This window comes from Nostoc sp. C96, assembly GCF_059384975.1.
Map to the genome: position 1 here is coordinate 1,147,839 of NZ_CM182020.1, position 24,325 is coordinate 1,172,163.

22 protein-coding genes and 1 pseudogene are annotated in these 24,325 nt (G+C 42.1%); 11 read left to right on the forward strand and 12 right to left on the reverse strand.

Annotated features, from left to right (window positions below):
* The first annotated feature begins 81 nt into the window (after positions 1 to 81).
* Positions 82 to 1,701: a mucoidy inhibitor MuiA family protein gene (locus AC504W_RS05040; protein ID WP_494876578.1), complete on the forward strand. Its 1,620-nt coding sequence runs from the start codon at positions 82 to 84 to the stop codon at positions 1,699 to 1,701.
* A 138-nt stretch (positions 1,702 to 1,839) separates the two neighbouring features.
* Positions 1,840 to 2,823: a GntR family transcriptional regulator gene (locus AC504W_RS05045; protein WP_494876580.1), complete on the forward strand. Its 984-nt coding sequence runs from the start codon at positions 1,840 to 1,842 to the stop codon at positions 2,821 to 2,823.
* Between the two features lie 51 nt (positions 2,824 to 2,874).
* Here AC504W_RS05045 and AC504W_RS05050 read toward each other — a convergent pair whose 3' ends face one another.
* The 5 genes from AC504W_RS05050 to tig all read right to left on the reverse strand — a co-directional run bounded on the left by AC504W_RS05050 (position 2,875) and on the right by tig (position 7,845).
* The gene (locus tag AC504W_RS05050) at positions 2,875 to 3,795 is read right to left on the reverse strand and encodes an alpha/beta fold hydrolase (protein WP_494876582.1); all 921 of its coding nucleotides are present in this window, start codon (positions 3,793 to 3,795) and stop codon (positions 2,875 to 2,877) included.
* 77 nt (positions 3,796 to 3,872) lie between these two features.
* Positions 3,873 to 5,213 (reverse strand): ATP-dependent protease ATP-binding subunit ClpX, encoded by a 1,341-nt coding sequence (clpX, locus tag AC504W_RS05055; protein WP_494876584.1) that lies wholly within the window; start codon positions 5,211 to 5,213, stop codon positions 3,873 to 3,875.
* 9 nt (positions 5,214 to 5,222) lie between these two features.
* Positions 5,223 to 5,921, reverse strand: coding sequence for an ATP-dependent Clp endopeptidase proteolytic subunit ClpP (gene clpP / locus AC504W_RS05060; RefSeq protein ID WP_494876585.1), 699 nt, complete (start codon positions 5,919 to 5,921; stop codon positions 5,223 to 5,225).
* Positions 5,922 to 6,180: 259 nt separating this feature from the next.
* Positions 6,181 to 6,408, reverse strand: a complete 228-nt coding sequence (locus tag AC504W_RS05065) for a hypothetical protein (RefSeq protein ID WP_494876586.1) — start codon at positions 6,406 to 6,408, stop codon at positions 6,181 to 6,183.
* A gap of 9 nt (positions 6,409 to 6,417) precedes the next feature.
* The gene (gene tig / locus AC504W_RS05070) at positions 6,418 to 7,845 is read right to left on the reverse strand and encodes a trigger factor (protein ID WP_494876587.1); all 1,428 of its coding nucleotides are present in this window, start codon (positions 7,843 to 7,845) and stop codon (positions 6,418 to 6,420) included.
* A gap of 619 nt (positions 7,846 to 8,464) precedes the next feature.
* On the opposite strand from tig, the gene AC504W_RS05075 reads away from it, so the two are divergent.
* From AC504W_RS05075 to AC504W_RS05085, 3 genes are all read left to right on the forward strand, one after another.
* On the forward strand, positions 8,465 to 9,508 hold the full coding sequence (locus tag AC504W_RS05075) for an aspartate-semialdehyde dehydrogenase (RefSeq protein WP_494876588.1): 1,044 nt from the start codon (positions 8,465 to 8,467) through the stop codon (positions 9,506 to 9,508).
* Between the two features lie 138 nt (positions 9,509 to 9,646).
* On the forward strand, positions 9,647 to 10,531 hold the full coding sequence (dapA, locus tag AC504W_RS05080) for a 4-hydroxy-tetrahydrodipicolinate synthase (RefSeq protein ID WP_096583355.1): 885 nt from the start codon (positions 9,647 to 9,649) through the stop codon (positions 10,529 to 10,531).
* A gap of 229 nt (positions 10,532 to 10,760) precedes the next feature.
* Positions 10,761 to 12,530: a ribonuclease J gene (locus AC504W_RS05085; RefSeq protein WP_494876590.1), complete on the forward strand. Its 1,770-nt coding sequence runs from the start codon at positions 10,761 to 10,763 to the stop codon at positions 12,528 to 12,530.
* A 51-nt stretch (positions 12,531 to 12,581) separates the two neighbouring features.
* Here AC504W_RS05085 and AC504W_RS05090 read toward each other — a convergent pair whose 3' ends face one another.
* The 4 genes and pseudogenes from AC504W_RS05090 to AC504W_RS05105 form a co-directional block, all read right to left on the reverse strand.
* A complete protein-coding gene (locus AC504W_RS05090) occupies positions 12,582 to 12,779 on the reverse strand; it encodes a hypothetical protein (protein WP_494876591.1) in 198 nt (65 codons plus the stop codon).
* 49 nt (positions 12,780 to 12,828) lie between these two features.
* Positions 12,829 to 14,343 (reverse strand): peptidoglycan-binding domain-containing protein, encoded by a 1,515-nt coding sequence (locus AC504W_RS05095; protein ID WP_494876592.1) that lies wholly within the window; start codon positions 14,341 to 14,343, stop codon positions 12,829 to 12,831.
* A 301-nt stretch (positions 14,344 to 14,644) separates the two neighbouring features.
* Positions 14,645 to 15,101, reverse strand: a pseudogene (locus AC504W_RS05100) (SH3 domain-containing protein).
* A 149-nt stretch (positions 15,102 to 15,250) separates the two neighbouring features.
* On the reverse strand, positions 15,251 to 16,765 hold the full coding sequence (locus AC504W_RS05105) for an AAA family ATPase (protein WP_494876593.1): 1,515 nt from the start codon (positions 16,763 to 16,765) through the stop codon (positions 15,251 to 15,253).
* Between the two features lie 237 nt (positions 16,766 to 17,002).
* Here AC504W_RS05105 and def point away from each other — a divergent pair, with 237 nt between their 5' ends.
* The 5 genes from def (at position 17,003) to AC504W_RS05130 (ending at position 20,287) form a co-directional block, all read left to right on the forward strand.
* The gene (def, locus tag AC504W_RS05110; RefSeq protein WP_096583339.1) at positions 17,003 to 17,566 is read left to right on the forward strand and encodes a peptide deformylase; all 564 of its coding nucleotides are present in this window, start codon (positions 17,003 to 17,005) and stop codon (positions 17,564 to 17,566) included.
* Positions 17,567 to 17,577: 11 nt separating this feature from the next.
* Positions 17,578 to 17,781, forward strand: coding sequence for a hypothetical protein (locus tag AC504W_RS05115; protein ID WP_096583337.1), 204 nt, complete (start codon positions 17,578 to 17,580; stop codon positions 17,779 to 17,781).
* Positions 17,782 to 17,977: 196 nt separating this feature from the next.
* Positions 17,978 to 18,175 carry a hypothetical protein gene (locus tag AC504W_RS05120; protein ID WP_096585629.1) on the forward strand — a complete coding sequence of 66 codons (198 nt, stop codon included), beginning with the start codon at positions 17,978 to 17,980 and terminating at the stop codon, positions 18,173 to 18,175.
* Between the two features lie 283 nt (positions 18,176 to 18,458).
* A complete protein-coding gene (locus AC504W_RS05125) occupies positions 18,459 to 19,202 on the forward strand; it encodes a dienelactone hydrolase family protein (protein ID WP_494876595.1) in 744 nt (247 codons plus the stop codon).
* A gap of 179 nt (positions 19,203 to 19,381) precedes the next feature.
* Positions 19,382 to 20,287 (forward strand): S1 RNA-binding domain-containing protein, encoded by a 906-nt coding sequence (locus AC504W_RS05130; RefSeq protein WP_494876596.1) that lies wholly within the window; start codon positions 19,382 to 19,384, stop codon positions 20,285 to 20,287.
* 41 nt (positions 20,288 to 20,328) lie between these two features.
* Here the strand turns inward: AC504W_RS05130 and AC504W_RS05135 are convergent, their stop codons facing one another.
* Positions 20,329 to 20,814, reverse strand: a complete 486-nt coding sequence (locus AC504W_RS05135; protein WP_494876597.1) for a hypothetical protein — start codon at positions 20,812 to 20,814, stop codon at positions 20,329 to 20,331.
* Between the two features lie 158 nt (positions 20,815 to 20,972).
* On the opposite strand from AC504W_RS05135, the gene AC504W_RS05140 reads away from it, so the two are divergent.
* Positions 20,973 to 21,185, forward strand: coding sequence for a helix-turn-helix domain-containing protein (locus tag AC504W_RS05140; protein ID WP_015111724.1), 213 nt, complete (start codon positions 20,973 to 20,975; stop codon positions 21,183 to 21,185).
* Positions 21,186 to 21,221: 36 nt separating this feature from the next.
* On the opposite strand, the gene AC504W_RS05145 is transcribed toward AC504W_RS05140, so the two are convergent.
* Positions 21,222 to 22,334 carry a glycosyltransferase family 4 protein gene (locus tag AC504W_RS05145; protein WP_494879559.1) on the reverse strand — a complete coding sequence of 371 codons (1,113 nt, stop codon included), beginning with the start codon at positions 22,332 to 22,334 and terminating at the stop codon, positions 21,222 to 21,224.
* 54 nt (positions 22,335 to 22,388) lie between these two features.
* Positions 22,389 to 24,323 (reverse strand): asparagine synthase (glutamine-hydrolyzing), encoded by a 1,935-nt coding sequence (asnB, locus tag AC504W_RS05150; protein ID WP_494876599.1) that lies wholly within the window; start codon positions 24,321 to 24,323, stop codon positions 22,389 to 22,391.
* Positions 24,324 to 24,325 lie beyond the last annotated feature (2 nt).

Consider the following 24,325-nt stretch of genomic DNA (forward strand, 5'->3'; position numbering starts at 1 on the left):
AGCTTCAACTTGTTTGGCTTGAAGCATCTGAACCATGACAAAATTAACCAGCAGAGTCATTTGATATGGGGAAAGCTGGCAGTGACACACCCGGAAACTCCTTCTCTAAGAAAAACAGTGCCAACTCAGGTAGTAGCTGTGACGGTATACAGCGATCAAGCCTTAGTTACAAGACAAGGTGTCGTTGCTTTAACAGGGACGGAAAGGGAATTGGTGATTAATTCACTGCCAGTAACTCTAGAATCTGATTCTGTTAGGGTAGGTGGTCAAGGTACGGTAGGGGTACGTTTGTTGAGTGTTAGTAGCGATCGCATCTACACCACCGAACCTGTTGCCGAACGAGTCGCACATTTAAACCGCCAAATTCAACAAATAGAAGCAGAAAAACGCAATTTGCAAGCGCAAATTGATGCCTTAGCTTTACAGGCAAAATTTATTGAAGGCTTGCGGGAAAAAACAGAAGAACCATTTGCTCAAAGTTTGTCTCGCAAAAATCTCAGCCTCAGCGAAACCTTAGATTTTTTGAACTTTTTAGGCAGCCAGTATAGCGAATATGCGATCGCATCTGGAGATTACCATAGCCAACAGCAGGAACTAGACAAGCAACTACAGGCACTCCGCGCCACATTACACAATATTCAAACACCCCATCCCCAAGAAAGTTTTAGCTTGGTTGTCGGTATAGAAGTTGCTGGCGAAGGCGAGTTTGAGTTAGAAGTATCCTACATTATCAATCGTGCTAGTTGGACTCCCCTTTATGACTTGCGAGTAAATAGCACAAGTCAAACAGTAAATTTAAGCTATCTGGCAGAAATCACCCAAAATACTGGCGAAGATTGGTTAGATGTATCTCTTTCTCTCTCAACGGCTAAACCAGGATTAGGTACACTACCACCAAAACTAGAACCTTGGTATATTGACACCCTACGTTCACGTACAGTGCAACGAGTATTACCCCGTCCATCACTGCCTAGCATAGCGGCTATGCCTGCGGCAGATTCATTGTTTTCACAAGATGAGGAGGATCTAGCTAGTGATGCTCTTGTTGCCGCAGAAAATATAGCAGCAGCAATATCCAAAGAAGGAAGTGTAGTTACCTTTAAACTCAATGGTGCTGGGAATATTCCTAGTGATGGCGCACCCCATAAAATAACAATTTTTAATGAAGATTATCCTTGTACTTTTGACTATGTAGTCATACCACGCTTGGTGAGCTTTGCTTATTTACAAGCTTATGTAAAAAATAGTTCTGATGGCGCAACTTTATTACCTGGCAAAGCCAATATTTTTCGAGATGATGTTTTTGTAGGTGGAACTAAATTAGACAACATTGCCCCTGGACAAGAATTTATCTTGAACTTAGGCATTGATGAAGGTATCAAAATTGAACGGAATTTAGTCGAGCGCCAAGTAGATAAAAAAATGATTGTGAATCAACGTCGAACTACTTACGCTTATCGATTATTAATTACAAACTTACTCAATCAAGAAATTAATTTAAAAATTACAGAACAATTACCTGTTAGCCGCAACGAGCAAATCAAAATTCGTCTTGCCCGCATCCAACCGCAAATTCAACTAGGGGAAATGGGAATTTTAGAATGGGAGTTAAGCGTTTTATCTCAAGAGCGACGAGAAATATATTATCAATTTACCCTAGAACATCCGCCTGAATTAACTGTGATTGGTTTAGATATATAGATATTACCCAAACCCAGATGAGATAGCTTTATACTTGACCTGTATCGTATCCTATCTGTTGAGTGTTACAAATAAAAAATACGACAAGTAGCAAATGTAGCTCATTGCTGATTGTTACTTGATTCAGGAGTTGTGGTAATGATTCAGTTTCGTATTCAGCCAGACAGTGAAATTCCCGCTTCTACTCAGTTATTTAATCAAATTCGGTTTGCGATCGCATCTCGGCAATATCCACCTGCTTACAAATTGCCTAGCACACGGGCATTAGCAATGCAAACTGGATTACACCGCAATACAATTAGCAAAGTTTATCGCCAGCTAGAAGATGAAGGCTTGGTAGAAAGTTTGGCTGGTTCAGGAATTTATGTCCGCGCTCAAGGTCATGAGGGCGGTAGTCGATTACAATCACCAATTTTGCAAGCACATCCCGACGCATATAAAGTTGTCCAGCAAGCACTCGACCAACTTCTAGCTCAAGGCTGTTCCCTCAGCCAAGCGCGTGAGCTATTTTTAGCAGAAATGGATTGGCGTTTGCGTTGTAGCGCTCAGGTGCTGGTTGCAGTCCCTTCTCAAGACCTCGGTGCTGGCGAATTGATGGTGTATGAATTAGAGCAATCTCTGAAAATACCCATTCAGTTAATCAGAATGGAAGAATTAGCGGCTGTTTTGGATAAAACTAACTCTGCTACAGTCGTTACCAGCCGCTATTTTATTGGTGAAGTCGAACAAATAGCTGCGCCCAAAGCTGTCAGAGTCATTCCTTTGGATATCTATGACTATAGTAAAGAACTGAATCTAGTCAAAAATCTGCCAAAAGATCATTGTATAGGCATAGTCAGCCTGAGTACAGGCATTGCCCGTGCTGCCGAAGTTATCCTCCACGGTTTACGCGGAGATGAACTACTAGTAATGACAGCACAACCAAAAGATGCTTATAAGCTTCAGGCAATTGTGAAGCGGGCTGAATTTATCATCAGTGATGTTGCCAGTTTTAAAGCAGTACAAATAGCAGTACAAGCTGCGGCTGAAGATATTATTCGACCACCAAAATTAATTAAGGTAGAAAATTACATCGGGCTGAATTCAATTAATTTACTAAAACGAGAACTAGGTTTAAGTTAATCCACAGATAGAAGTGAGATGCTGCAATATCAAATATCAAATACACAAAAATCAACTCACTTTAACTTCTGGCGCAGTAACCTGCAAAAACTCTCGCACTCGTTGCAAATAAGTCGGCACATCTTCCAACATGGGAAAATGAGCCGTATTAGGAATTAGCGCAAACTCAACTTTGTCATTCATTGCTGCGGCTTGTTTTCCCATTGCTGCGGGAATAATCTGGTCATACTCACCCGCAATTAGCAGCGTTGGCACAGTTAACTTAGCAAATTCTTGTGGCATTAATTCAGATTGTGCCTTGCTAACCGAAGTAAAAATAGTTCCTAGAGCAGCATCATAATCTGCATCTAAAAAATCTTGTAAAAAAGCCTGACGCTCAGATTTCGGTATAGAACGATGCAGGAATCTCGCCATAAACATCTGGTCAACAAATGGGATTTTAGCTAACCACTTGGGACGAAATTTAACTACATAACCGCCAAATTTATGAAAAGCAGTAAAGGCTTTTTCATCGTATTCAAAAATCCCACTACAAGTTAAAATCCCTTGTTCTACCCGTTGAGGATAGCGGTTAAAAAATAAAGTTGCAACAGACGCGCCCATTGAATGAGCATTGATGTAAACACGCCCAAGATGCAACTCATCTAACAAAATTGCCAAATCATCAGCGTATTCTTCCAACTCATAAGTTAGCTCTTGAATTGCGGCTGATGTTTCTTGACTAGACTCAGAAGTAGCAACAGATTCACTGGCTGGAACTAGAGTCGGTTTCCCACCAGAACGCCCAAAACCGCGCATATCATAAAGTAAACAATCAAATTGGTCTGATAAAGCATTTGCCGTACTTTTCCAGTACCTAGCTGAACCAGCCCAACCGTGAATGAATACCATCACGGGTTTCGTCAAAGCAGTAGATGATTGTTTCACCCACTCGTAGTAATGTTCAACACCACGAACATCAATGTAAGCCATGAGTCAATAGTCCATAGTCAATAGTCCATAGCCAAAAGTCAAAAGCCTATTGACAATTGACTCTTGACTTTTGACTCTTATGCTGATTCTGGTTTGGGTAATGAGGATGGATGTACGATCAATTCGGCGGTAGAGCGTTTTTCTACCATTTCCCTTGTGACTGTACAACGAGTCACGTCTTTACGAGATGGTAGCTCGTACATCACATCTAGCATTAGTTCTTCTACAATACCCCGCAATGCTCTTGCACCCGTTTTGCGGCGGTAGGCTTCTTGAGCGATCGCTCGTAGAGCATCTTGTTTAAAATCTAATTGAACATTATCCATCTTCAGCAGTTTTTGGTACTGTTTTACCAAAGCACTGCGTGGTTGAGTGAGAATCGCCATTAGCGCTTCTTCATCCAGAGGGTCAACCACCGCCACCATTGGTATCCGACCAATAAACTCTGGAATCATGCCAAATTTTACCAAATCATCTGGTTCCAGGTTGTGCAACACATCAGCAGCACGTTTTTCTTTCGATTGCCCTTCTCCTGGCTGCACAAAACCGATTGACTTTTTCCCGGCTCTTTGTTCTACAACTTTTTCTAAGCCGACGAAGGCACCACCACAGACAAATAGAATATTACTGGTATCGATTTGGATGCAGTCTTGATACGGATGTTTCCGTCCCCCTTGTGGTGGTACGTTGGCGATCGTGCCTTCTAGCATTTTCAGTAAAGCTTGCTGCACACCTTCACCAGAAACATCCCGTGTAATTGATGGGTTTTCACTTTTGCGGGCAATTTTGTCAATCTCGTCGATGTAGATAATCCCACGTTGCGCTTCTTCTACATCTAAATCTGCCACTTGTAGCAGTCGCAGTAAGATATTTTCCACATCTTCGCCGACATAACCTGCTTCTGTTAATGTGGTAGCATCAGCAACAGCAAAAGGTACATCCAAAATTTTAGCTAGAGTTTGGGCTAAGAGGGTTTTGCCGCATCCAGTCGGGCCAATTAACAAAATATTTGACTTTTGCAGTTCTACTGAGTCATCCCCTCCGTTTTTGCCATTGCCTTTAGACTGTAAGATTGCCAGCCGCTTATAATGATTGTAAACTGCGACTGATAACACTTTTTTGGCTTCGTCTTGGCCAATGACATGTTCGTCGAGATACTTTTTAATCTCTCTTGGCTTTGGTATCTGATTAAATGAGAGATTAGCAGAACGATTGCGACGTTTTTGAGGTGCTTCAGACTTAGGTGCTGGTTGTGGCGCTACACCGTTGGTGTCCAGTAACTCCTCATCTAGTATTTCATTACACAAGTCAACGCACTCGTCGCAGATGTAAACTCCCGGCCCTGCGATCAACTTACGCACCTGCTCTTGAGACTTGCCACAAAACGAACATTTTAAATGGGAGTCGTACTTAGACATACCAGCCTCTTATTTCAGAATGGTGACGTTTTCCCCAGCTGTGGGAAGATTTTGTCGGGAGATGACCTGATCAATCAAACCGTAATTTTTGGCTTCTTCTGCCGACATGAAAAAGTCGCGGTCTGTGTCTGCTTCTAATCTCTCTAGAGGTTGACCCGTATGATGAGCCAATAACTGATTCAACTGACCCTTGATATAAAGAATTTCTCTAGCTTGAATTTCTATATCAATGGCTTGACCTTGAGCGCCACCTAGTGGTTGATGGATCATAATCCGCGAATCAGGTAAAGACATCCGCTTACCTGCGGTTCCTGCTGCTAACAAAAATGCCCCCATACTTGCGGCTAATCCAAAACAGATAGTCACAACATCGGGACGGATTTGTTGGATTGTATCATAAATTGCCATCCCTGCGTAGACTGAGCCGCCAGGAGAATTAATGTACAATTGAATGTCTTTTTCTGCGTCTTCCGAATCCAAGAATAACAACTGAGCGACAATTGAATTGGCAACGGTATCATCAATGGCGGTTCCCAAAAAGATAATCCGTTCTCGCAGCAGGCGGGAGTAGATGTCAAAAGCTCTCTCTCCCATACCAGACTGCTCTACCACCGTTGGCACAATGTTGTTGGGGCCATTTAGATGGGAGTTGATAGCTAGATGGCTGGAACTGATGATGGGGTAATTTCCTGACTGCGATAAAAGCATAGGAGAACATCTGAGGATTAGTAGGACTTAGTTTAAGGCAGCGATCGCTGCTTTTTTAACGGATGAGATTTTAATTTGAGCTATGTGTTAACTATTATGCCTCATCCAGATTTTTCTCGTGTAACACAGTCTTAAGCTCTAGTCATGATAAAATGTAGGATTTTATTTTAAGATTCCAGCAATATTAATGCCTCCATGAAATCTTGACGACTGAGTGCTGAGTAATAATTGTTCATACTCAAACAAGGCACTTACTACCCTAGCCTAATCTACGAACAGATGTCTTGCGATCGCTCAAAAGTAGAGATAGCCGAAGGCGAGTGCTGAGGAGCCACTGCGTTGCGGTGAGCAGTCCGTTGGGCGGCTTTGCCGACTTGTTCGCGCAGCGTCTCCGATTAGGAGAAGGAACTGCAAACCCGAAGGGAGGTAACCTCCGTTGTAGCAACTGGCGTTGCTGAGTAGTATATCCTTCCCCCGCACCATGCACCCCTGCACCCTATCCTTCTACTGCTGATTCTGCCGTAGCTGTGCTGCTGCTTGCCTCAGTCTCTGGTGCAGTTGCTGCATCTTCAGATTCTTCTTCCTTGGCACTTAAGGTTCCTTCTGGTACTAGCTCAACTGATGAGTTATCTAAGAGCCAATTGATAATTTTTTCACTCAACAGTTCGTTTTCCACCATAGAACTCAGTTTATCTTCGTCAACTTCTTCCTCAGAATACTGTGCCAAAAGTTCTGTGACTCTGGCTTGCAGTTCTTCTGGTGTGACGATGAGAGACTCACGTTTGCCGATTTCTCGTAAGGCTAGGGAACGTTTTAGGCGTTCAATTGCCTCACCGCGCGATCGCTCCCGCAATTGTGGCAGAATATCTTGAGTAAACAGCTTTCTCACATCCAAACCCTGCTGCGATAGGCGGATGGCTGTTTGTGTCAGCATAGCATCGACTTCTTGGTCAACTAAGGTTCCAGGCAAGTCAATTTCTACATACTTGAGTAATTCTGCCAACAATGCTTCTTGTTTGTTAGTTTTAGTTTTGTCGTCAGCCTCTTTTTGATAGCGTTCTTCTAGAGACTTCCGCAGTTCTTCTAAGGTTTCAAAGTCACTGACTTCTTGGGCAAAATCATCGTCCAGTTCTGGTAGTTCCTTTTCCTTCAGTTCTTTGAGAGTGACTGTAAAACTTGCTGGTTTGCCAGCTAACTCTTGGTTAACGTAAGGGTCTGGAAACTGGGCTGAAATTTCTTTGGTTTCACCAGGATTCATCCCTATCATGCCTGTAACAAAACCTGGGATAAATTTATCTTCCTCTAACTCCACTTGAAAATCAGCAGCATCGCCACCTGGAATTGGTGTTGGTTCGGCATCTGGATCTTCGCCTTCAGCTTTGGCTATGACTCCTTTAAAATCTACAACAGCAACATCACCAATTTGGGCTGCTCTTCCTTCCACAGGAATCAAAGTTGCCATTTGTTGGCGTTCTTTTTCCAGAACGCTATCTACCTGTGTGGGGTCGTATTTGACTTCCTCTGCTTGGGCTTGTAAACCAGTGTATTGGGTGAGATTTACTTCTGGTTCGACATCAACAGCAGCCGAGAAAGTGAAGGGTTTCCCTGGTTCATAATTATTGATCAAGTCCTCAAACGAAGAACGCAATTGCGGCTGACCAATTGCTTGAATGTCTTCTTGTTTGACTGCTTGCTCTATACCATTTTGAATTAATTCTTCTAGGGCTGCTGCCTTGATGCGAGTTATTCCTAAGCGCTGAAGCAAGATTTGCCGAGGCACTTTACCTTTACGAAACCCAGGAATATTTGCAGTACTAGATAAGTTTTTAATAACTTGATCGTAGGTTTGCTGAGTGATTTCTGGTGCAATCTCTATTTCTAGCCCTATCTGGCTGGCGGGAAGTTTCTCCTGGGTAACTTTCATGCTTCGTCTCTATTTGGTATTTTTAACTCCAAGTACACACAAGCGACTATTGAACGCTTATATGGTTTGATATATCTAGGTGGAAATGGCAGGTGCCTTCAGTAGAGATCCAGTTTACTGCCAATGGCCAAGGACTTGGCACTTTACCACAATAAATTTATCTATACACCCTCTCATCATTTGCGAGGTCTGTTTGCCTGACAAGTCCAAGTTTAACTATATGCTTACCGCATAGCTCGGTGGTTTAATGTCCTGGCTTGATGCTATCTCGGATCATAGTACATTGATTGTCTGCCTAAGTCCAAGTCAAATTTTGGGCAAAATACTTGTTCCATCATCAATAATGGTTGAGCAGCAATTGTTGAACGTTTTTCCCTGAGCCGTAATTTGTTGTACAATAATATATACTTTTTTAATTGGTAGAAAATTTACTGGGTAATTATAAAAAATTGTAATTGCTAAATTATTTATTAAGATATGTAACTCAAAAATTAACCTACTGTAATCAAAAAGTTGGAATAAAATCAAACAATTATTCAAAATCTGCTACTGCTATTTCCATAAATGCCGATTTCATAACATTACTCATTACCTCTTAGAAATTAAAGGAGGAGTTCATTTGTCTAAAACATATCGTGTAGCTATTTTGGGTGCGACTGGTGCTGTGGGTACAGAGTTGCTGGAATTATTAGAAAGCCGAAATTTTCCGATTTCGGAATTAAAATTGCTGGCATCTGAACGCAGTGTAGGGCGATCACTTAAATTTAAAGGAGAAAATTTAGTAGTAGAACCAGTCAGCGATCGCGCTTTAGAAAATCTAGATTTGGTATTGGCTAGTGCTGGCGGTTCCACATCAAAAAAATGGGCTCCCGTAGTCGTTGAAAAAGGCGCAGTCGTCATCGATAACTCCAGTGCTTTTCGGATGAATCCGGAAGTGCCATTGGTTGTACCAGAAGTTAATCCCCAAGCCGCAGCCTCTCATCAAGGCATTATCGCCAATCCCAACTGCACGACAATTTTGTTGGCAGTGGCAATTTGGCCATTGCATCAAGTAAAACCAATCCAACGCATTATTGCTGCCACATACCAATCAGCTAGTGGTGCTGGTGCCAAAGCAATGGCAGAAGTCAAAACTCAAGCTGCTGCTATTCTTCAAGGACAGGAACCAGCCGCGGAAGTATTACCATACCCATTAGCATTTAATTTATTTCCTCATAACACCCCCATGAATGATTTTGGGTACTGTGAGGAAGAAATGAAAATGGTGAATGAAACGCGAAAAATTTTTGGTACGCAGGAAATTAGAATTAGTGCCACTTGTGTACGGGTTCCCGTACTGCGAGCTCATTCAGAAGCAATTAACCTAGAATTTGCTACTCCATTTAGTCCAGATACTGCTAGAGAAATTTTAAGCCACTCTCCTGGGGTGAAATTGGTAGAAGATTGGCGGGCAAATCATTTTCCCATGCCCATAGAAGCAACTGGACGGGATGAAGTTTTAGTGGGTAGAATTCGTCAAGATATTTCTCATCCGTGCGGTTTAGAATTATGGCTTTGTGGTGATCAAATTCGCAAAGGCGCAGCGTTGAATGCAGTTCAAATTGCTGAATTATTAGTGGAAAAAAATCTTCTCAAGTCAGCACAAGCATACATCTCTCAGTAGTTTTGCGTCATCAGTCAAACAGAAATGGCAAAAAACAAATGAGTGCATCACTCTTGAAAGTAATTAGCGAATAAGCTATTACATTATAGAAAACCACCAACAGAAAAAACCAAACAGGTAATCAGGAGTAAAAAGAGGGTGGGAGATTTTGGTAAAGTTTTAACCGCTATGATCACGCCGTTCAAAGCAGACGGTAGTGTTAACTATGGTGTAGCCGCAGAATTAGCAGCGCATCTAGCTAACAACGGAACAGATACGTTGGTGATATGCGGTACAACAGGAGAATCCCCAACCCTAACTTGGGAAGAGGAATACCAGCTATTTTTAGAAGTTTTGCAGGCCGTGTCCGGCAAAGCCAAAGTGATAGCAGGATGTGGTTCCAATTCCACCAAAGAAGCGATCGCGGCTACGCAAAAGGCAGCTAAAATAGGAGTACACGGTACATTACAAGTTGTACCCTATTATAATAAACCGCCCCAAGCTGGGTTATATCAACATTTTCAGGCAATTGCCCAAGCTTGCCCTGATATCCCGCTGTTGTTATACAACATTCCTGGTCGTACTGGACAGAATCTCAGTGCAGAAACAGTTGCCAAATTAGCAGAAATTGATAATATTGTTGGAATCAAAGAAGCCAGTGGTAATTTAGATCAGGCAAGTGAAATCCGTCGCTTGACATCACAAGAATTTCAGATTTACGCTGGAGATGATTCCCTCACACTGCCCTTGTTAGCGCTGGGGGCAACAGGGATAGTCAGTGTGGCTTCTCATCTGGTAGGCAACCAACTACAGCAGATGATTCAAGCTTTTAGTGCGGGAAAAATTGCAGAGGCCAGAGATATTCATCTTCAACTATTCCCGTTATTTAAAGCTTTATTTATCACTACAAATCCCATTCCCATTAAACAAGCACTTAAACTTCAAGGCTGGGAGGTTGGTTCAACACGTCTGCCACTATGTGATGCTGACTCAGAAGTTAGCCAAAAACTAGAGGCGGTGCTTCAAAAACTAAATTTAATTTAGGCAGTATATGGTGGGCAAGTTGCCGTAAATGTGTATATGAATAATGGGCAGATTTTGAGAAGGCACTTTATAAAAGGGTGCGATCGCTGCTAAAAGATTTTATTGAACAAACAGTTGAAAATCTAAACGAAATTTAACTGCTTTCCGAGAGAAAGCCAGTGTTGTCTTTAATACAAGCTTGCTAACCTTCAATCTATTAACACTAAACAACAATCTAACTAAGGAGAAAATGGCTAAAAACGAAGCTAACTCCGCCCTAAAAATTATTCCTTTGGGCGGTTTACATGAAATTGGCAAAAATACCTGCGTTTTTGAATACGATGACGAAATTATCTTATTAGATGCGGGTTTAGCTTTCCCTACAGAAGCAATGCACGGGGTAAACATTGTTCTTCCTGATACTAGCTATCTTAGGGAAAACCGACATAAAATTAAAGGAATGGTCGTCACCCACGGTCATGAAGACCATATTGGTGGTATTGCTTTTCACCTCAAGCAATTTGAAATCCCGGTAATTTACGGGCCAAGACTGGCAATGGCCATGCTAGAAGGGAAATTAGAAGAAGCAGGAGTACGCGATCGCACAGAGTTACGTTCAGTTCTGCCGCGTGATCTAGTCAGGATTGGCCAACATTTCTTTGTTGAGTATATCCGCAACACTCATTCTATCGCTGATAGTTTTACGGTTGCTATTCATACTCCCCTGGGTGTTGTGATTCACACAGGGGATTTTAAATTTGACCACACCCCAGTTGATGGGGAAAAGTTTGACGTGCAGCGTTTAGCCGAACATGGTGAAAAAGGTGTGCTGTGCTTGCTGAGTGATTCCACCAACTCAGAAGTACCAGGCTTTACTCCTTCGGAACGTTCTGTTTATCCAAATCTAGATCGGGTATTTAGTCAAGCTACTGGACGATTGTTTGTCACTACCTTTGCCTCATCGGTGCATCGCATCAATATGATTTTGCAACTGGCGCAGAAACATAACCGTGTGGTGACAGTTGTCGGGCGTTCTATGCTGAATCTGATTGCCCATGCCCGCAATTTGGGTTATGTCAAATGTGAAGATAACTTACTGCAACCACTACATACAGTTCGCAATCTTCCAGACGACAATGTGTTGATTCTCACCACAGGTTCTCAAGGTGAGACAATGGCAGCCATGACCCGCATTGCCAATAAAGAACACCCCCATATCAAAATTCGGGAAGGCGATACCGTTGTTTTCTCCGCCAACCCCATCCCTGGTAATACCATCGCGGTTGTAAATACCATCGATAAGTTGATGCTTCAGGGTGCGAAAGTTGTTTATGGAAGAGATAAAGGAATTCACGTTTCTGGTCATGGCTGTCAAGAAGACCAAAAGTTGATGATTGCCTTAACTCGTCCTAAGTTCTTCTTGCCAGTTCACGGCGAACATCGGATGTTAGTCAAACACTCTGAAACTGCCCAAAGTATGGGTATCCCCGCTGAAAATATGGTGATTATCCAGAATGGGGATATTGTAGAACTGACAGAAACTTCCATCCGTGCGGCTGGTAAAGTGCAGGCGGGGATTGAACTAGTGGATACTTCTAGTTCTGGTATGGTAAGTGCTAAGGTGCTGCAAGAACGGCAACGTATGGCGGAAGAAGGGATTGTAACTATTGCCGCAGCGATTGATTGGACTGGTAAACTCATGGCCAAGCCAGAAATTCACCTGCGGGGTGTTGTTACTAGTGTAGAGCGATCGCTGATCCAAAAATGGGTACAGCAGCGTATCGAAGAAATTTTGGGTGTGCGTTGGTCAGAATTTGCATCTTTGGAAGGTGAACAACCAGAAATCGACTGGGGTGGATTGCAAGGAACTCTAGAACGAGAATTAGCGCGTTCAATTCGTCGAGAATTGCAATGTCAACCAACTGTGACACTATTAATGCAAATTCCTGATGAACCACCTGTAAAAGTTGCCGATGGCAGAAGGCGGCGGACTCGGACTGCGGCACAAGTAGCATCGTAAAGAGTGCTGAGTAGATAATTTTGAGACGTTGCACTTGCTGCAACGTCTCTATTAAATTAATGGTTTAATGACCTGAAACAACAACACAATTACAATTGGGATAATAATCGGGATAGTTACCAACAATCCCCATTTGTCCAAACGAATTTTTTGGCCTTCCGACTTGAATAGCGCAATTACAGCAACGGCTCCCATCGCTACCCAGATAAAGCCAAAAACAATAAAGATAATAAATGCTGAATCTGGCATTCTCTTATGTGTATTTGATATGACAGTCTATATCTACGCTATCGAAATGCTAAATAAATTGCACCTTGGCATTTAAGCCTTTGGAGCGTAACATTTTTGTGAGATTTTCAGCCACGGAGCGATCGCTAAATGCTCCAGCATTCACATAATTTCCTGACATAGACATATCTGGAAAAGCATTGGGGACAAAGCGCCGCACTTTATCGAGGGTATCACTATTTTGCATCGGCACGGCTGCTACATAATAACGATTACTCACAGGACGATTTGTCGCCACAGAATTATCAAAGCCTAATGCTTGCCAAGTTTGCCCATCTACTTTCCCAGTGGGATTTAGGCGATAATCTTTTTGGAATTCTAGGACAGAATTTTTCGTATATTCACCAAAAACCCCATCCAAAGACCGATTAAAGTAGCCTAATTGCGACAAACGCTCTTGAACTGCTTTGACATTTTCTCCTTTTGCACCCATTGCGAGAACTGTTCTAGTAGGTTGATTAGAATATCTAGCTACCCAAGCTTGGCGCACAGCTTTCACCAGTTGAGCATCAACAATGCCATCGGCTGGGAGTCCTTTGTCTCGCTGAAATTGGGCGATCGCATCTCGTGTTAGTGTACCGACAGTACCTGTAGGAGTACCATTGTAGTATCCTAAATCTTGTAGAAGTTGTTGCACATCTCTGACTTGCTGACTTCCTGCATTATTGCTACCTGGCACCTGAGCAGAATTATATAGTGCATCCCAAGTTTGAGCATTAGCAACTCCGGTAGCTGGTAGGCTTGCTTTGCGCTGAAATGCAATTACGGCATTTTTGGTAATACTTCTAAAATTCCCAGTGGGATTCATCTTGAAGTAACCTAAATCTCGCAAACGTTGTTGTAATTTTGTCACCGCTGGGCCACTACTACCTTCAGAAAGAAGGGGATATTCACCACCTACACCTAAATTACTTTGTAGCGCTTGTGCTGTGCGACTATCAAAAACTCCGTTAGCGGGAATTTGAGCAGCTTGCTGAAATCGGATAAGTGCTTGGCGAGTTTGTGAACCAAAATAGCCAGTTTTGGGGCCGTTAAAATAGCCCAACTGGCGCAAATTTTGTTGTAATTGGGAAACAGCTTGACCTCTACTACCAACGCGCAATTGGCCATTGCTACTTTCACCCTTGATTTCGCTTTGGCATGATTGTTGCAAAGCTTGTTGAGTTTTAGTACCAACCATTCCATCAACAGCTAGGCCTTTAGCTTTTTGAAAGCTGATGACGGCTTGCTGAGTTAAATTTGCAAACCTACCAGTTAGGGGGCCATTAAAATAACCTAAATTTTTTAAGCACTTCTGAATATTGGTGACGGCTGTGCCACGACTACCTACTTGCTGGAGTGCTAAAGTTTGGTCAGCTAAATTTAAAATGCCTATAGTCAGTGCTACAGATAAAAGACGCATAGCAACTGGGCTAGACAGTTTAGGCCAATGCAAAAATTTTAATTCCCATTTTATCGGTACAATCTCAATATTTTCTGATGCTTCGTAGGCTGAGGCAACATGAATATAACCAATGGCTTCCATGATTTTTACCGAGTTATTGGCTGATGACAATTCCCTGATCAAAAGAGTTTTTTAACTGACTTGTTATCGAAGTTTATGGGTTGTGCTATTTGTTTACATCACAACGGGTAAAGGATTTTTCGGTAACAGACTAAAATTTTTATCTTAATTAATTTGGGTTAAAAGTAAGTAGATATTATAATTTTTTACTGCTAATTACACTCATTAGTGTATATAAAAATATACCACTTTTGGCTGGCAGTAATTGTAGCTTTTGCTAAAAAAATATGAAATTTAGGGAGAAAGGAATAGGTCGCAGACTTCAGTTGACACGTTCAATATTGCCAATTTTTACCCAACCTTCTTGTTCGCTACCTTCTGGGCGAATCTTTACCCAAGTTTTATCTGGGTTTTCTTCTAAAACTGTGATTTTTTGATTGAAAGTCACTCCCCCTAATTTTTCCGCCTCCTGATTTGGTTCAGCACGTAAACTTAATCCTTCAGACCAAGTAACACGTCCTTGATAAGCTCCAGGAGGTAATTGTTTAGTGGGTGTTGGCGTTGGCGTTGGCTCAGATTCAGGTGTCAGCGTTGATTCTTCTTTGGCTTCTTTAGTGGTTTGGTTTTTTACAGAGGGATTATCGTTGGCAAAAATAGGTTTATTCGGCGGTATTGCAGTTTGGTTGACAAAATAAAGCGCCACTGTCAGATCCTGTACCTAATAAAACAGCGATCGCTAAGACGAAACCTAGGATTAACTTTAGTAAACCAGAAAGCATAGTTAGTTTAATAGTCAATAGTCAATAGTCAATGGTCAACGCTCAATGGTCAATAGTCAATAGTTAAATGAAGTTTCAAGGATGAAGTATGAAATTGTATTGTTTAGGCTTCATCCTTTTTGGATAATGAACTATTGACCATGAACTAATTACTGGAATTGGCGGTGAATGCGGTCACTTAACGGACTGTGTTTTGAGGCTAGACGCGCCCTTCCAGCCGCAGCCCATTCTTGCAGTTTTTGAATTTGTTCTACAGCAGTTCGCGCCAAGGGAATGATTTGACTAGCGGCTTCTAAAATATCATCGGTATTAAAATCACGGTTTTGGCTAAATCCAATGTGCATGGCTTCAATCAGAGTTTGCTCGATTTCCGCCCCTGAAAAATCTGGTGTTTCATAAGCTAACCTGTCAATGTCATAGCTTTTCAAATTATGGGGGCGTAATCGGGATAAATGAACGTTAAAAATGGCTTTTCTTTCTTCTTGAGTCGGTAAACCAACAAAGAAAATTTCATCAAATCGCCCTTTACGCAACATTTCTGGGGGTAAAGCTTGAATGTCGTTAGCTGTAGCCACCACAAATACAGGTGAGGTTTTTTCGGCTAACCAAGTAATAAAAGTCCCAAACACCCGACTAGTTGTTCCCGCGTCACCTTTGCTACCCAACCCAGAAAAAGCTTTGTCTATTTCATCAATCCACAAGACGCAGGGGGCGAGGGCTTCGGCTACCTGAATCATTTGGCGTGTGCGTGATTCTGATTCGCCTACTAAGCCGCCAAATAACCGCCCTACGTCTAAGCGTAACAAAGGTAAGTGCCAGTGATGGGCGATCGCTTTGGCGGTTAAAGATTTTCCAGTTCCTTGAATCCCTACCAACAATAAACCGCGGGGATGAGGTAAGCCATACTGACGCGCCCTGTCAGTAAATGAGCCACCACGCCGTAATAGCCAATCTTTCAAGTTATCCAATCCACCAATATCAGAAATTTGCTCGGTGGCTGGGTAAAAATCGAGAATTTGGGTTTGGCGAATAGTTTGACGTTTTTCTTCCAAGACTAAATCTACATCTTTTGGTTGTAATTCACCATGAGTGGCGATCGCTCTGGATAAAACTCGGCGAATACGTTCCATCGAAAGTCCTTGACAGGAACGCACCAAATCATCTAAAACCTTGCCAGAAAGCGAGTTACCAGTAGCTGGGAGCAACCTTTCAATTTCAGTTTTAATTTCCGGCGCAGCAGGTAAAGGAAATTCTACAACCGTTAAGACTTCGGTTAAATCATCAGGAATGGCGATGCGCGGCGACAACAACACAATATTTTTCGGTTGTGATTTCAAAAGTCGGGCGAAGTTGCGAAGTTTCCGGGCGATCGCTACATCATCTAAAAAGCGATGATAGTCTCGTAAAATTACTACGGCTGGGGCTGAAGATGGTAATTTTTCTAGAAATTCCAAAGCTTGTAGGGGATTGCGTCGCCCAAAACCGGCATCATTGGGATTTCCTTGATAGCCATCAACAAAATCCCACGTATAAACTGGGCGATTACCTTGATTGGCGGCTTCTTCCCGAATGGCGGCTTCTACCCGTTCTTCTTCGTAGGTAGGAATATAAATTAACGGATAACGGGCGCGTAGCAGCAATTTAAACTCGTCACGGAAGTTCATATTAAAGCTGTTAGTTATGAGTTGCTCTTGATGGCAATGTACAACTTTCTTTCACCAATCAGCTATAAGTCCGCCCAGCCGTTATGGAGTTTTTTTAACGCAAAGTTACGCTGAGGTAGGCGCAGAGGTACGCTAAGTAATTCAAGAGTGGGTTTTAGAGTAAAAATTATGAGGTCTAACTCAGATTGATAGAATTGGGTTAGTAGGAATTTGCACAATTGAGCCATTAAAATAATCATGCCCTCTGAAATTGCTGTTGAGAAAAAAAAGTTAAAAAATCCACCGTTGAAGCTGCACTATCTGGGCGATCGCGCATTGCGTCAACCTGCAAAACGCATTACAAAAATTGATGATGAACTGCGGCAACTGGTACGCGAAATGTTGCAAACTATGTACAGCAGTGATGGCATTGGTTTGGCTGCGCCCCAGGTAGGTATTCATAAACAACTCATTGTCATCGATTGCGAACCAGATAACCCAGATAATCCACCACTAGTATTAATTAATCCCACAATTAAACAGGTAAGCCAAGAAATCTGCGTCGCTCAAGAAGGATGTTTGAGCATTCCTAACGTTTATATGGATGTGAAGCGTCCAGAAGTCGTAGAAGTGGCTTACAAAGATGAATATGGTCGCCCCCAGACATTAAAAGCGACAGATTTACTCGGACGCTGCATTCAACATGAGATGGATCACCTCAATGGTGTAGTATTTGTAGACCGTGTAGAGAATTCCTTGACTTTGGCACAGGAGTTATCTAAAAATGGCTTCTCGTATCAAGCGGTGAAACCAGTATCATAGGGGGGCCAGTAGTGTATTTAACTCCAAAAAGCGGCTTGTTTCTTGGTGCGTCTTGTGTAACAGCGATCGCCGCTGTCGGTTCGGTGTTTGAACTCAGTTATGGACAACCAGATTTAGGCTTCCAAACCACTGCAATTATCTTAGGATTAAGTATTCCTCTGACAGGATTATTTTTTATTGCCGCAGTGAGGGACGCAAGGGCTAACATTAAATAAGCATCAGGTATATAAAAAGGTAAAAGGATGACAAAAACAAAAGTTCACCCTTTTACCTTTTATTTTTCTGCATAGCCATTCCCTAGCCTCTAGTCTTTGTTCTCAACTTCGGTAACTCAGCACTCAAAACTTTTCAACTAAGCAGGTAAAATTTATCTTGTGGGTAGGAAAACCCCTAATGGGAGAGGAATTGACTGTGGAGCCGAAAATTAACTGTGCGGAAGCCTGCGTTAGAGGTTGCGTTTTAGGGGATAAATGTCCCAATATCGAGTTTAGAGAAGCCGCATCACAATTTATCCAAGAGACTTCTTTGGACGAAATGCTGGCAATGGCTGAAGAACGTAGGCGAAAAAAAATGATGGAACCGCCAAAATGGGTGCTACCGGAAGATTAGTAACTGCTAAATAGCATCTGGATCGACATTTAATTCTCGCAGTTTTGCCGCTAGTGTTCAGTATGTCGTAACTCCAGTTGAGCAACTTCTGCCGATGTCGTAATTAGTTGCTCAACTAGAGTATAAAAGTTTGCCACAGGCATCACGTTTCGAGAAAATGTAGCAAGCAACGCTGAAAAACTTCTGTTTTACTTACTTTTGGTAGTTGATTAACTGCTATGAATAGCCTAAACATACTGGCATAGTTAGATCAAATCACCGAGGAGCATTAGTAGAAATATTTATGGCAGAACTAGCAATCAGCACTGCCTGGGTGAAACTTTTACAAAATAATCTGCAAATATCGGCTTATTTAGCACAGCCAGAAGAACCCGGTACTTACCCCGGAATTGTGGTTTTACAAGAAATTTTTGGGGTGAATACCCATATTCGAGATGTAACCGAGCGAATTGCCAAGTTAGGGTATGTAGCGATCGCACCTGCACTGTTTGATCGGTTTGCTCCCGATTTTGAAACTGGTTACACTCCAGAAGATATTGAGGTTGGCAGAAAATACGCTTGGGAGCAAGCTAAAGCACCAGAATTACTCAACGATATTCAATCAGCCATTGATTATCTCAAAGCTCTGCCACAAGTCAAACAGGATGCCATTGGTTGTGTTGGCTTCTGTTTTGGCGGTCATGTAGCTTATCTTGCTGCCACCTTACCCGATATTAAAGCCACGGCATCTTTTTATGGTGCTAGAATTACGACCAACACACCGGGTGGAGGTACTGCCACTTTGAGGCGTACTCCTGAGATTTCCGGCACACTTTACGCCTTTTTTGGTAGGGAAGATGCCAGTATTCCCCCGGAACAAACAGAAGAAATTGAAGCAGAGTTAGAAAAATACAAAATTCCTCATCGTGTCTTCCGCTACGATGGAGCTGACCACGGATTTTTTTGCGATCGTCGTGCCAGCTATAATCCAAAGGCTGCTGCTGATGCTTGGATTCAGGTACAACAATTGTTTAGTCAATTGAACTGAAATCCAAAAGAGTCAATGGTGAGCCAGTGCTTTGGGCGGGTTCCCCGACTTGAAGCAACTGGCGAACCCGAAGGGTCAATAGTCAAATAGTCAATGGTCAAGATTAGTTGCTTTGGACTGTAGACTTTTGACTATGGACTTTGCATAGCAATCTAAATAACAATTAATTTTCATTAGTCATGAATTCCGAATCGAATCTATCTCAAAAAGCCAATTCGTCTTTTACAATGGACGATTTTGCCCAAGCACTAGAAAAACACGACTACCAGTTTCAAAAGGGACAGGTGGTTCACGGTAAAGTGTTCCAACTTGACCCTGATGGCGCTTATGTCGATATTGGTGGCAAAGCATCGGCGTATATTCCCCGCGATGAGGCTTCTTTGAGAGCAGTAACCGATTTATCGGAGGTACTGCCGTTGCAAGAAGAATTAGAGTTTTTGATTATCCGAGAACAGGATGCAGAAGGTCAAGTAACTCTTTCCCGACGGCAGTTAGAAATTCAACACATCTGGGAAAAATTGGTGCAAATGCAGGAAAATTCCCAGACAATACAAGTCAGGGTAACAGGTGTGAATAAAGGTGGTGTCACTGTTGATTTTCAATCTTTGCGGGGGTTTATTCCGCGATCGCATTTAGCTGAACGTGATAACTTAGAAGCACTTAAAGGACACACTTTAACAGCTGGTTTTTTGGAAGTAGACCGCAACAGCAAAAAACTCGTACTTTCTCAGCGTTTAGCGGCTCGTTCGAGTAACTTCAGCTTATTAGAAATTGGCCAGCTAGTTGAAGGTAAAATAACTGGCATTAAACCATTTGGGGTATTTGTTGATTTAAATGGGATGAGCGCTTTGCTGCATATTAAGCAAGTCAGCCAAAAATTTATCGAATCTCTCGAAAAAGTCTTTCAAGTCGGTCAAACCATTAAAGCTGTAATTATTGACTTGGATGAAGGCAAAGGTAGAGTGGCAATTTCTACGAGAATTTTAGAAAATTTTCCTGGGGAAGTGCTAGAAAATATGGATGAAGTGATGGCTTCAGCCGAAGCACGCGCTCATCGAGCGGCAAATAAGAGTGCTGAGTCCTGAGTCTTAAACAAGTTGCAACAAATAACTTTTGTTCCTCAGTCCTAATTTAGTAAAGATTTTTCTAGGCGATAGCTCTTTCTTAGTTCCTGCAAAGTTTCTTCAGGGAAAGCAAATTTAATTACAGCAATTAATTCACCCCAACTTTGCAAGATTTCTTGAGAAAGAGCTTGCCAAAATTCATTCATAAAAAATTCTGCCCACCACTCTGGTGCTTGCTTTCTATACGCATAGTCATGTTGTTTGCGCCACCGTCTGCGCCATTTGACACATTCAGCAGGTGTAGGTTGCTCTACGCCCAAAATTGGTGGAAAATCTGCATAACTGACAAATCTGCTAATACCTTTGGCGTGGACATAAACCATGTAGCGCCAGCATTCGATTGTATGTATATCACCAAAGCCAATACGAAACATCAAACAAATTGCTTCTTCAGTCACAAATCGCGTGAGTGAGTTAAGAAATGACGATTTATGAACAATTTTCGATGCACGGATGACAAGCTCTCGTGGCTTGAGTGATGATACCATGAAAATACCTGTAACTTCGGTAGAATTTACCCTATCGGTGTTTACGGGATGCTTTTTGTAAACAATGCGATCGCCTTTCAGTTTTGTAGGCCGGAGGGCGATCTTTTTATGTAGTATAATTATTAAAAGACTTATATCAGTCAGTTGTCAAGTAAATTATGGGAATGATTCGGCTGAAGATTAGAGAGTTTGCTGCGGAGAAAGGCTGGACATTGAAAGAAGTATCTGACCGTTCTGGTGTAGTTTACAGCACTCTCAGGACTTACGCGCGATCGCCTGGATTAGCAACTGTAGATTTTACCGCTATTCAGAAGTTAGCCAGGACTTTTGATGTGATGATTGAGGAATTGGTAGAAATTGTCCAAGAATAATTATAGTACTATTACCTATTCCTCATGGCATAATTTTTAGAGATAGCGTGATAAAACTTCAACAGTTGCATTACCTGTATTTTCCCAACTGAATAAATTGGCTCTGGCGATACCTTGAGTAGACAGATGCGATCGCAATTTGGCATCTGTAGCAATCAATTGCATCGCTTCAGTAATTTCTGCGGTGTTGTAGGGATTAACTAAAATTGCTGCATCACCAGCAACTTCGGGTAAAGAAGAAAGGTTAGAGGTGATGACTGGTGTACCGCAAGCCATTGCTTCTAGAACAGGGAAACCAAAACCTTCCCAAAGACTAGGAAACACAAGTGCGATCGCACCATTAATAATGATGGGCAATTCTTGATAATCAATATAGTTGAGGAACTTTACTTGATGAGTTATCCCCAATTCTGCCACCTGCACCTGTAAAAGCGGTGTGTAACGTGCATCGGTTGGACTGGCCAACCATAGTTCATAATCGCTATTGTTGGGGAGTGCAGCAAAGGCACTGATGAGGCGTTGTAAGTTTTTATAAGGGTCTTGTCTACCGATGTAGAGAAAGTAGTTGCGCGTTGGTAAATTGAGATAACGGAAATGAGTGCGATCGTGCGCTAAGAGAATCGGCGTAATTTTGTTAGCAGGAATTTGATAAAAATCAATAATATCATCAGCCGTAGCTTGAGAATTACAAACAATGTGCTGCGCCTGCTTCAGAACTTGCGGAACATAGTAGCGCTGATAGAGCGTTATCGGTGAAAACCGTTTAGGAAAGCGCAACGGTATCAAATCATGAAACATCACAACAGAATTACATTCCTCCGATAAAGGCGCTTCTGGTAAAGGACAAAACAGAACTTGGGATTTCAACTTCTGATAAATTTTCGGCAGTTGAAATTGTGTCCATAACAGGCGGCGGAAATGGCCTTTTGCACCTTGTTCTGCGGTTTGTCCAGAGGGAACTGGGTAGCAGTCATAACCATTAATATTTTCTGCAATTAACAGTGTCGGTTGCAGTTTGTGTAAGTGAGGTAGTAGGTTTAAGGCGTATGTAGTAGTGCCGGTGGGACGATTCAATAGAAATGACAAATTGATCAGTAAACAATTCTGCACGTTAGTTAATCGATAAAAAATGCTTCTTCTGAACTCCACCAGAGTCAGTGGTAATCAGTTTGGGATGATATTTGTATTTGTGTATTTAGATATTTATGGCTCAAAAGTTACAGCTAAGTTTTCCGCCCACCGGATTAAATTTACCCAACGCCAAATGCGAAAATCAAATGCTGATTTCCCTGCCAGAACTTCTTGAAAATTTGTTTGCATCTGTTGTACATTCAGAGCAGGAATTTGGGCTGCCATTGCACTATTTAGCACATTTTCTACCCACGGACTGATAATTTTTAGCCAACTTTGTTCAGGTGTAGCAAAGCCGATTTTATCTTGACGATTTAATATGATGTCGGGAACAATACCCCGCATTGCTTCACGAAAAATAGCTTTAGAAGTGCCATTATTGGCAATAATGAATTCCTCCGGTAAAGAAAAGACAAAATTTACTAAAGCAGGTGTGAGAAAAGGAACTCGACTTTCAATTGAGTGTGCCATAGAGTTGCGATCTTCATAGCGCAACAACATCGGCAAGCTATTTTCTACCACGGCTTGATGAAGTTCTGCCCGTAATATTTTTTGCCCTTTTTGCCTGTGATAAACTTTAGGCTCAATGCCATATTTGGTAAACCAATCATAATTTAACCAGCTAGGTACAACATCTTTTTTGACTAACTGTCTGACTGGTGATTGCAAACTAGGTGGTAGAAGAAGTCCGACAGCGCGAAGCAAGATAGTTTTTTGATTAGCTGCGGGTAGCTTTGAGGCTTTTTGTAAAAATTCGCTGGCTTTTCCCCATTGTCCTTGACGTAATAAAGAAGCAAACCGTGTCGCCAAATAGGCGCGGTAGCCACCCAAGAATTCATCGGCTCCTTGTCCATCTAACATCACCTTGATATTGGCTGCTTTTGCCAATTGAAACACTCGATATTGAGCATAGATGCTGGTGCTACCAAAAGGTTCATCTTGTAGTTCAATTAGTTTGTCGAGGTCGGCTGTTAGTTCTTCAGGAGATGGTTTGATTTGATGTGCTATGACACCTGCGGCTTGTGCTACTGTCTCTACCCATTTTGCTTCACTCAGAGAAGGTTCTGAAGCAATGTAACTAAATGTATGCAGTTGTAAGTTGTTGCCTTGTAAATGTCGCATCGCCATAACAATGGCCGAAGAATCGATACCTCCTGACAAGGCTGCGCCGACTGGTGCATCGCTACGCAAATGTAGCCCAACGCTTTCTAAAAACAGGTGGCGTAGGTGTGCTGTGGCTTCGGCAAAGGTAATATCTAAAGTCTGACTTACATTTATTTGCCAGTAACGCGAAATTTGTGGTTTTTGCGGATTTGCTAAAGAGACTTTCAGAAAATGGGACGGCTGTAGCTGCTGAATATCAGCAAACATAGTTTCATCACCATAGTCTGTTAATCCAGATTGCAAATAGTCATATACTCGCTGCGGATTAGCACTGCGGCTAATACCAGGAAGTTGCAGCAGGGCTTTAATTTCGGAAGCAAAAGCTAGTCCATCTTGCCAGTAAGTATAGTAAAGCGGTTTAATGCCAAAAAAATCACGGGCTAAAAATAGAGTGTGTTCCCAAGTATCAAGGATGGCAAAGGCAAACATTCCTACAAACTTACTTAAGGCATTTACACCCCATTCAGTATATGCAGCCAGTAAAACTTCTGTATCTGAATGAGATTGAAATTGATGTCCTAAAGCTAGTAACTGAGTTTGTAATTCGAGGTAATTGTAAATTTCCCCATTAAAAACGATGTAGTATCTGCCGTTGGCTGTTCCCATTGGTTGCCAGCCAGCTTCACTTAAATCAAGAATAGACAGACGACGATGTAGTAGGTAAAGTTGGCTATTTTCTAGCGTTTGCGGATTGCGGGAAATAGAGACACGTTGCATTTCTGACCAACCTAAGAAGCCAAAATCATCAGGGCCGCGATCGCTCAAAGAATGACTGAGAGATTTTAAAATGCTGACATCAATCTGTGACTTACTCCCTAATAGTATGCCTGCAATCCCACACATAT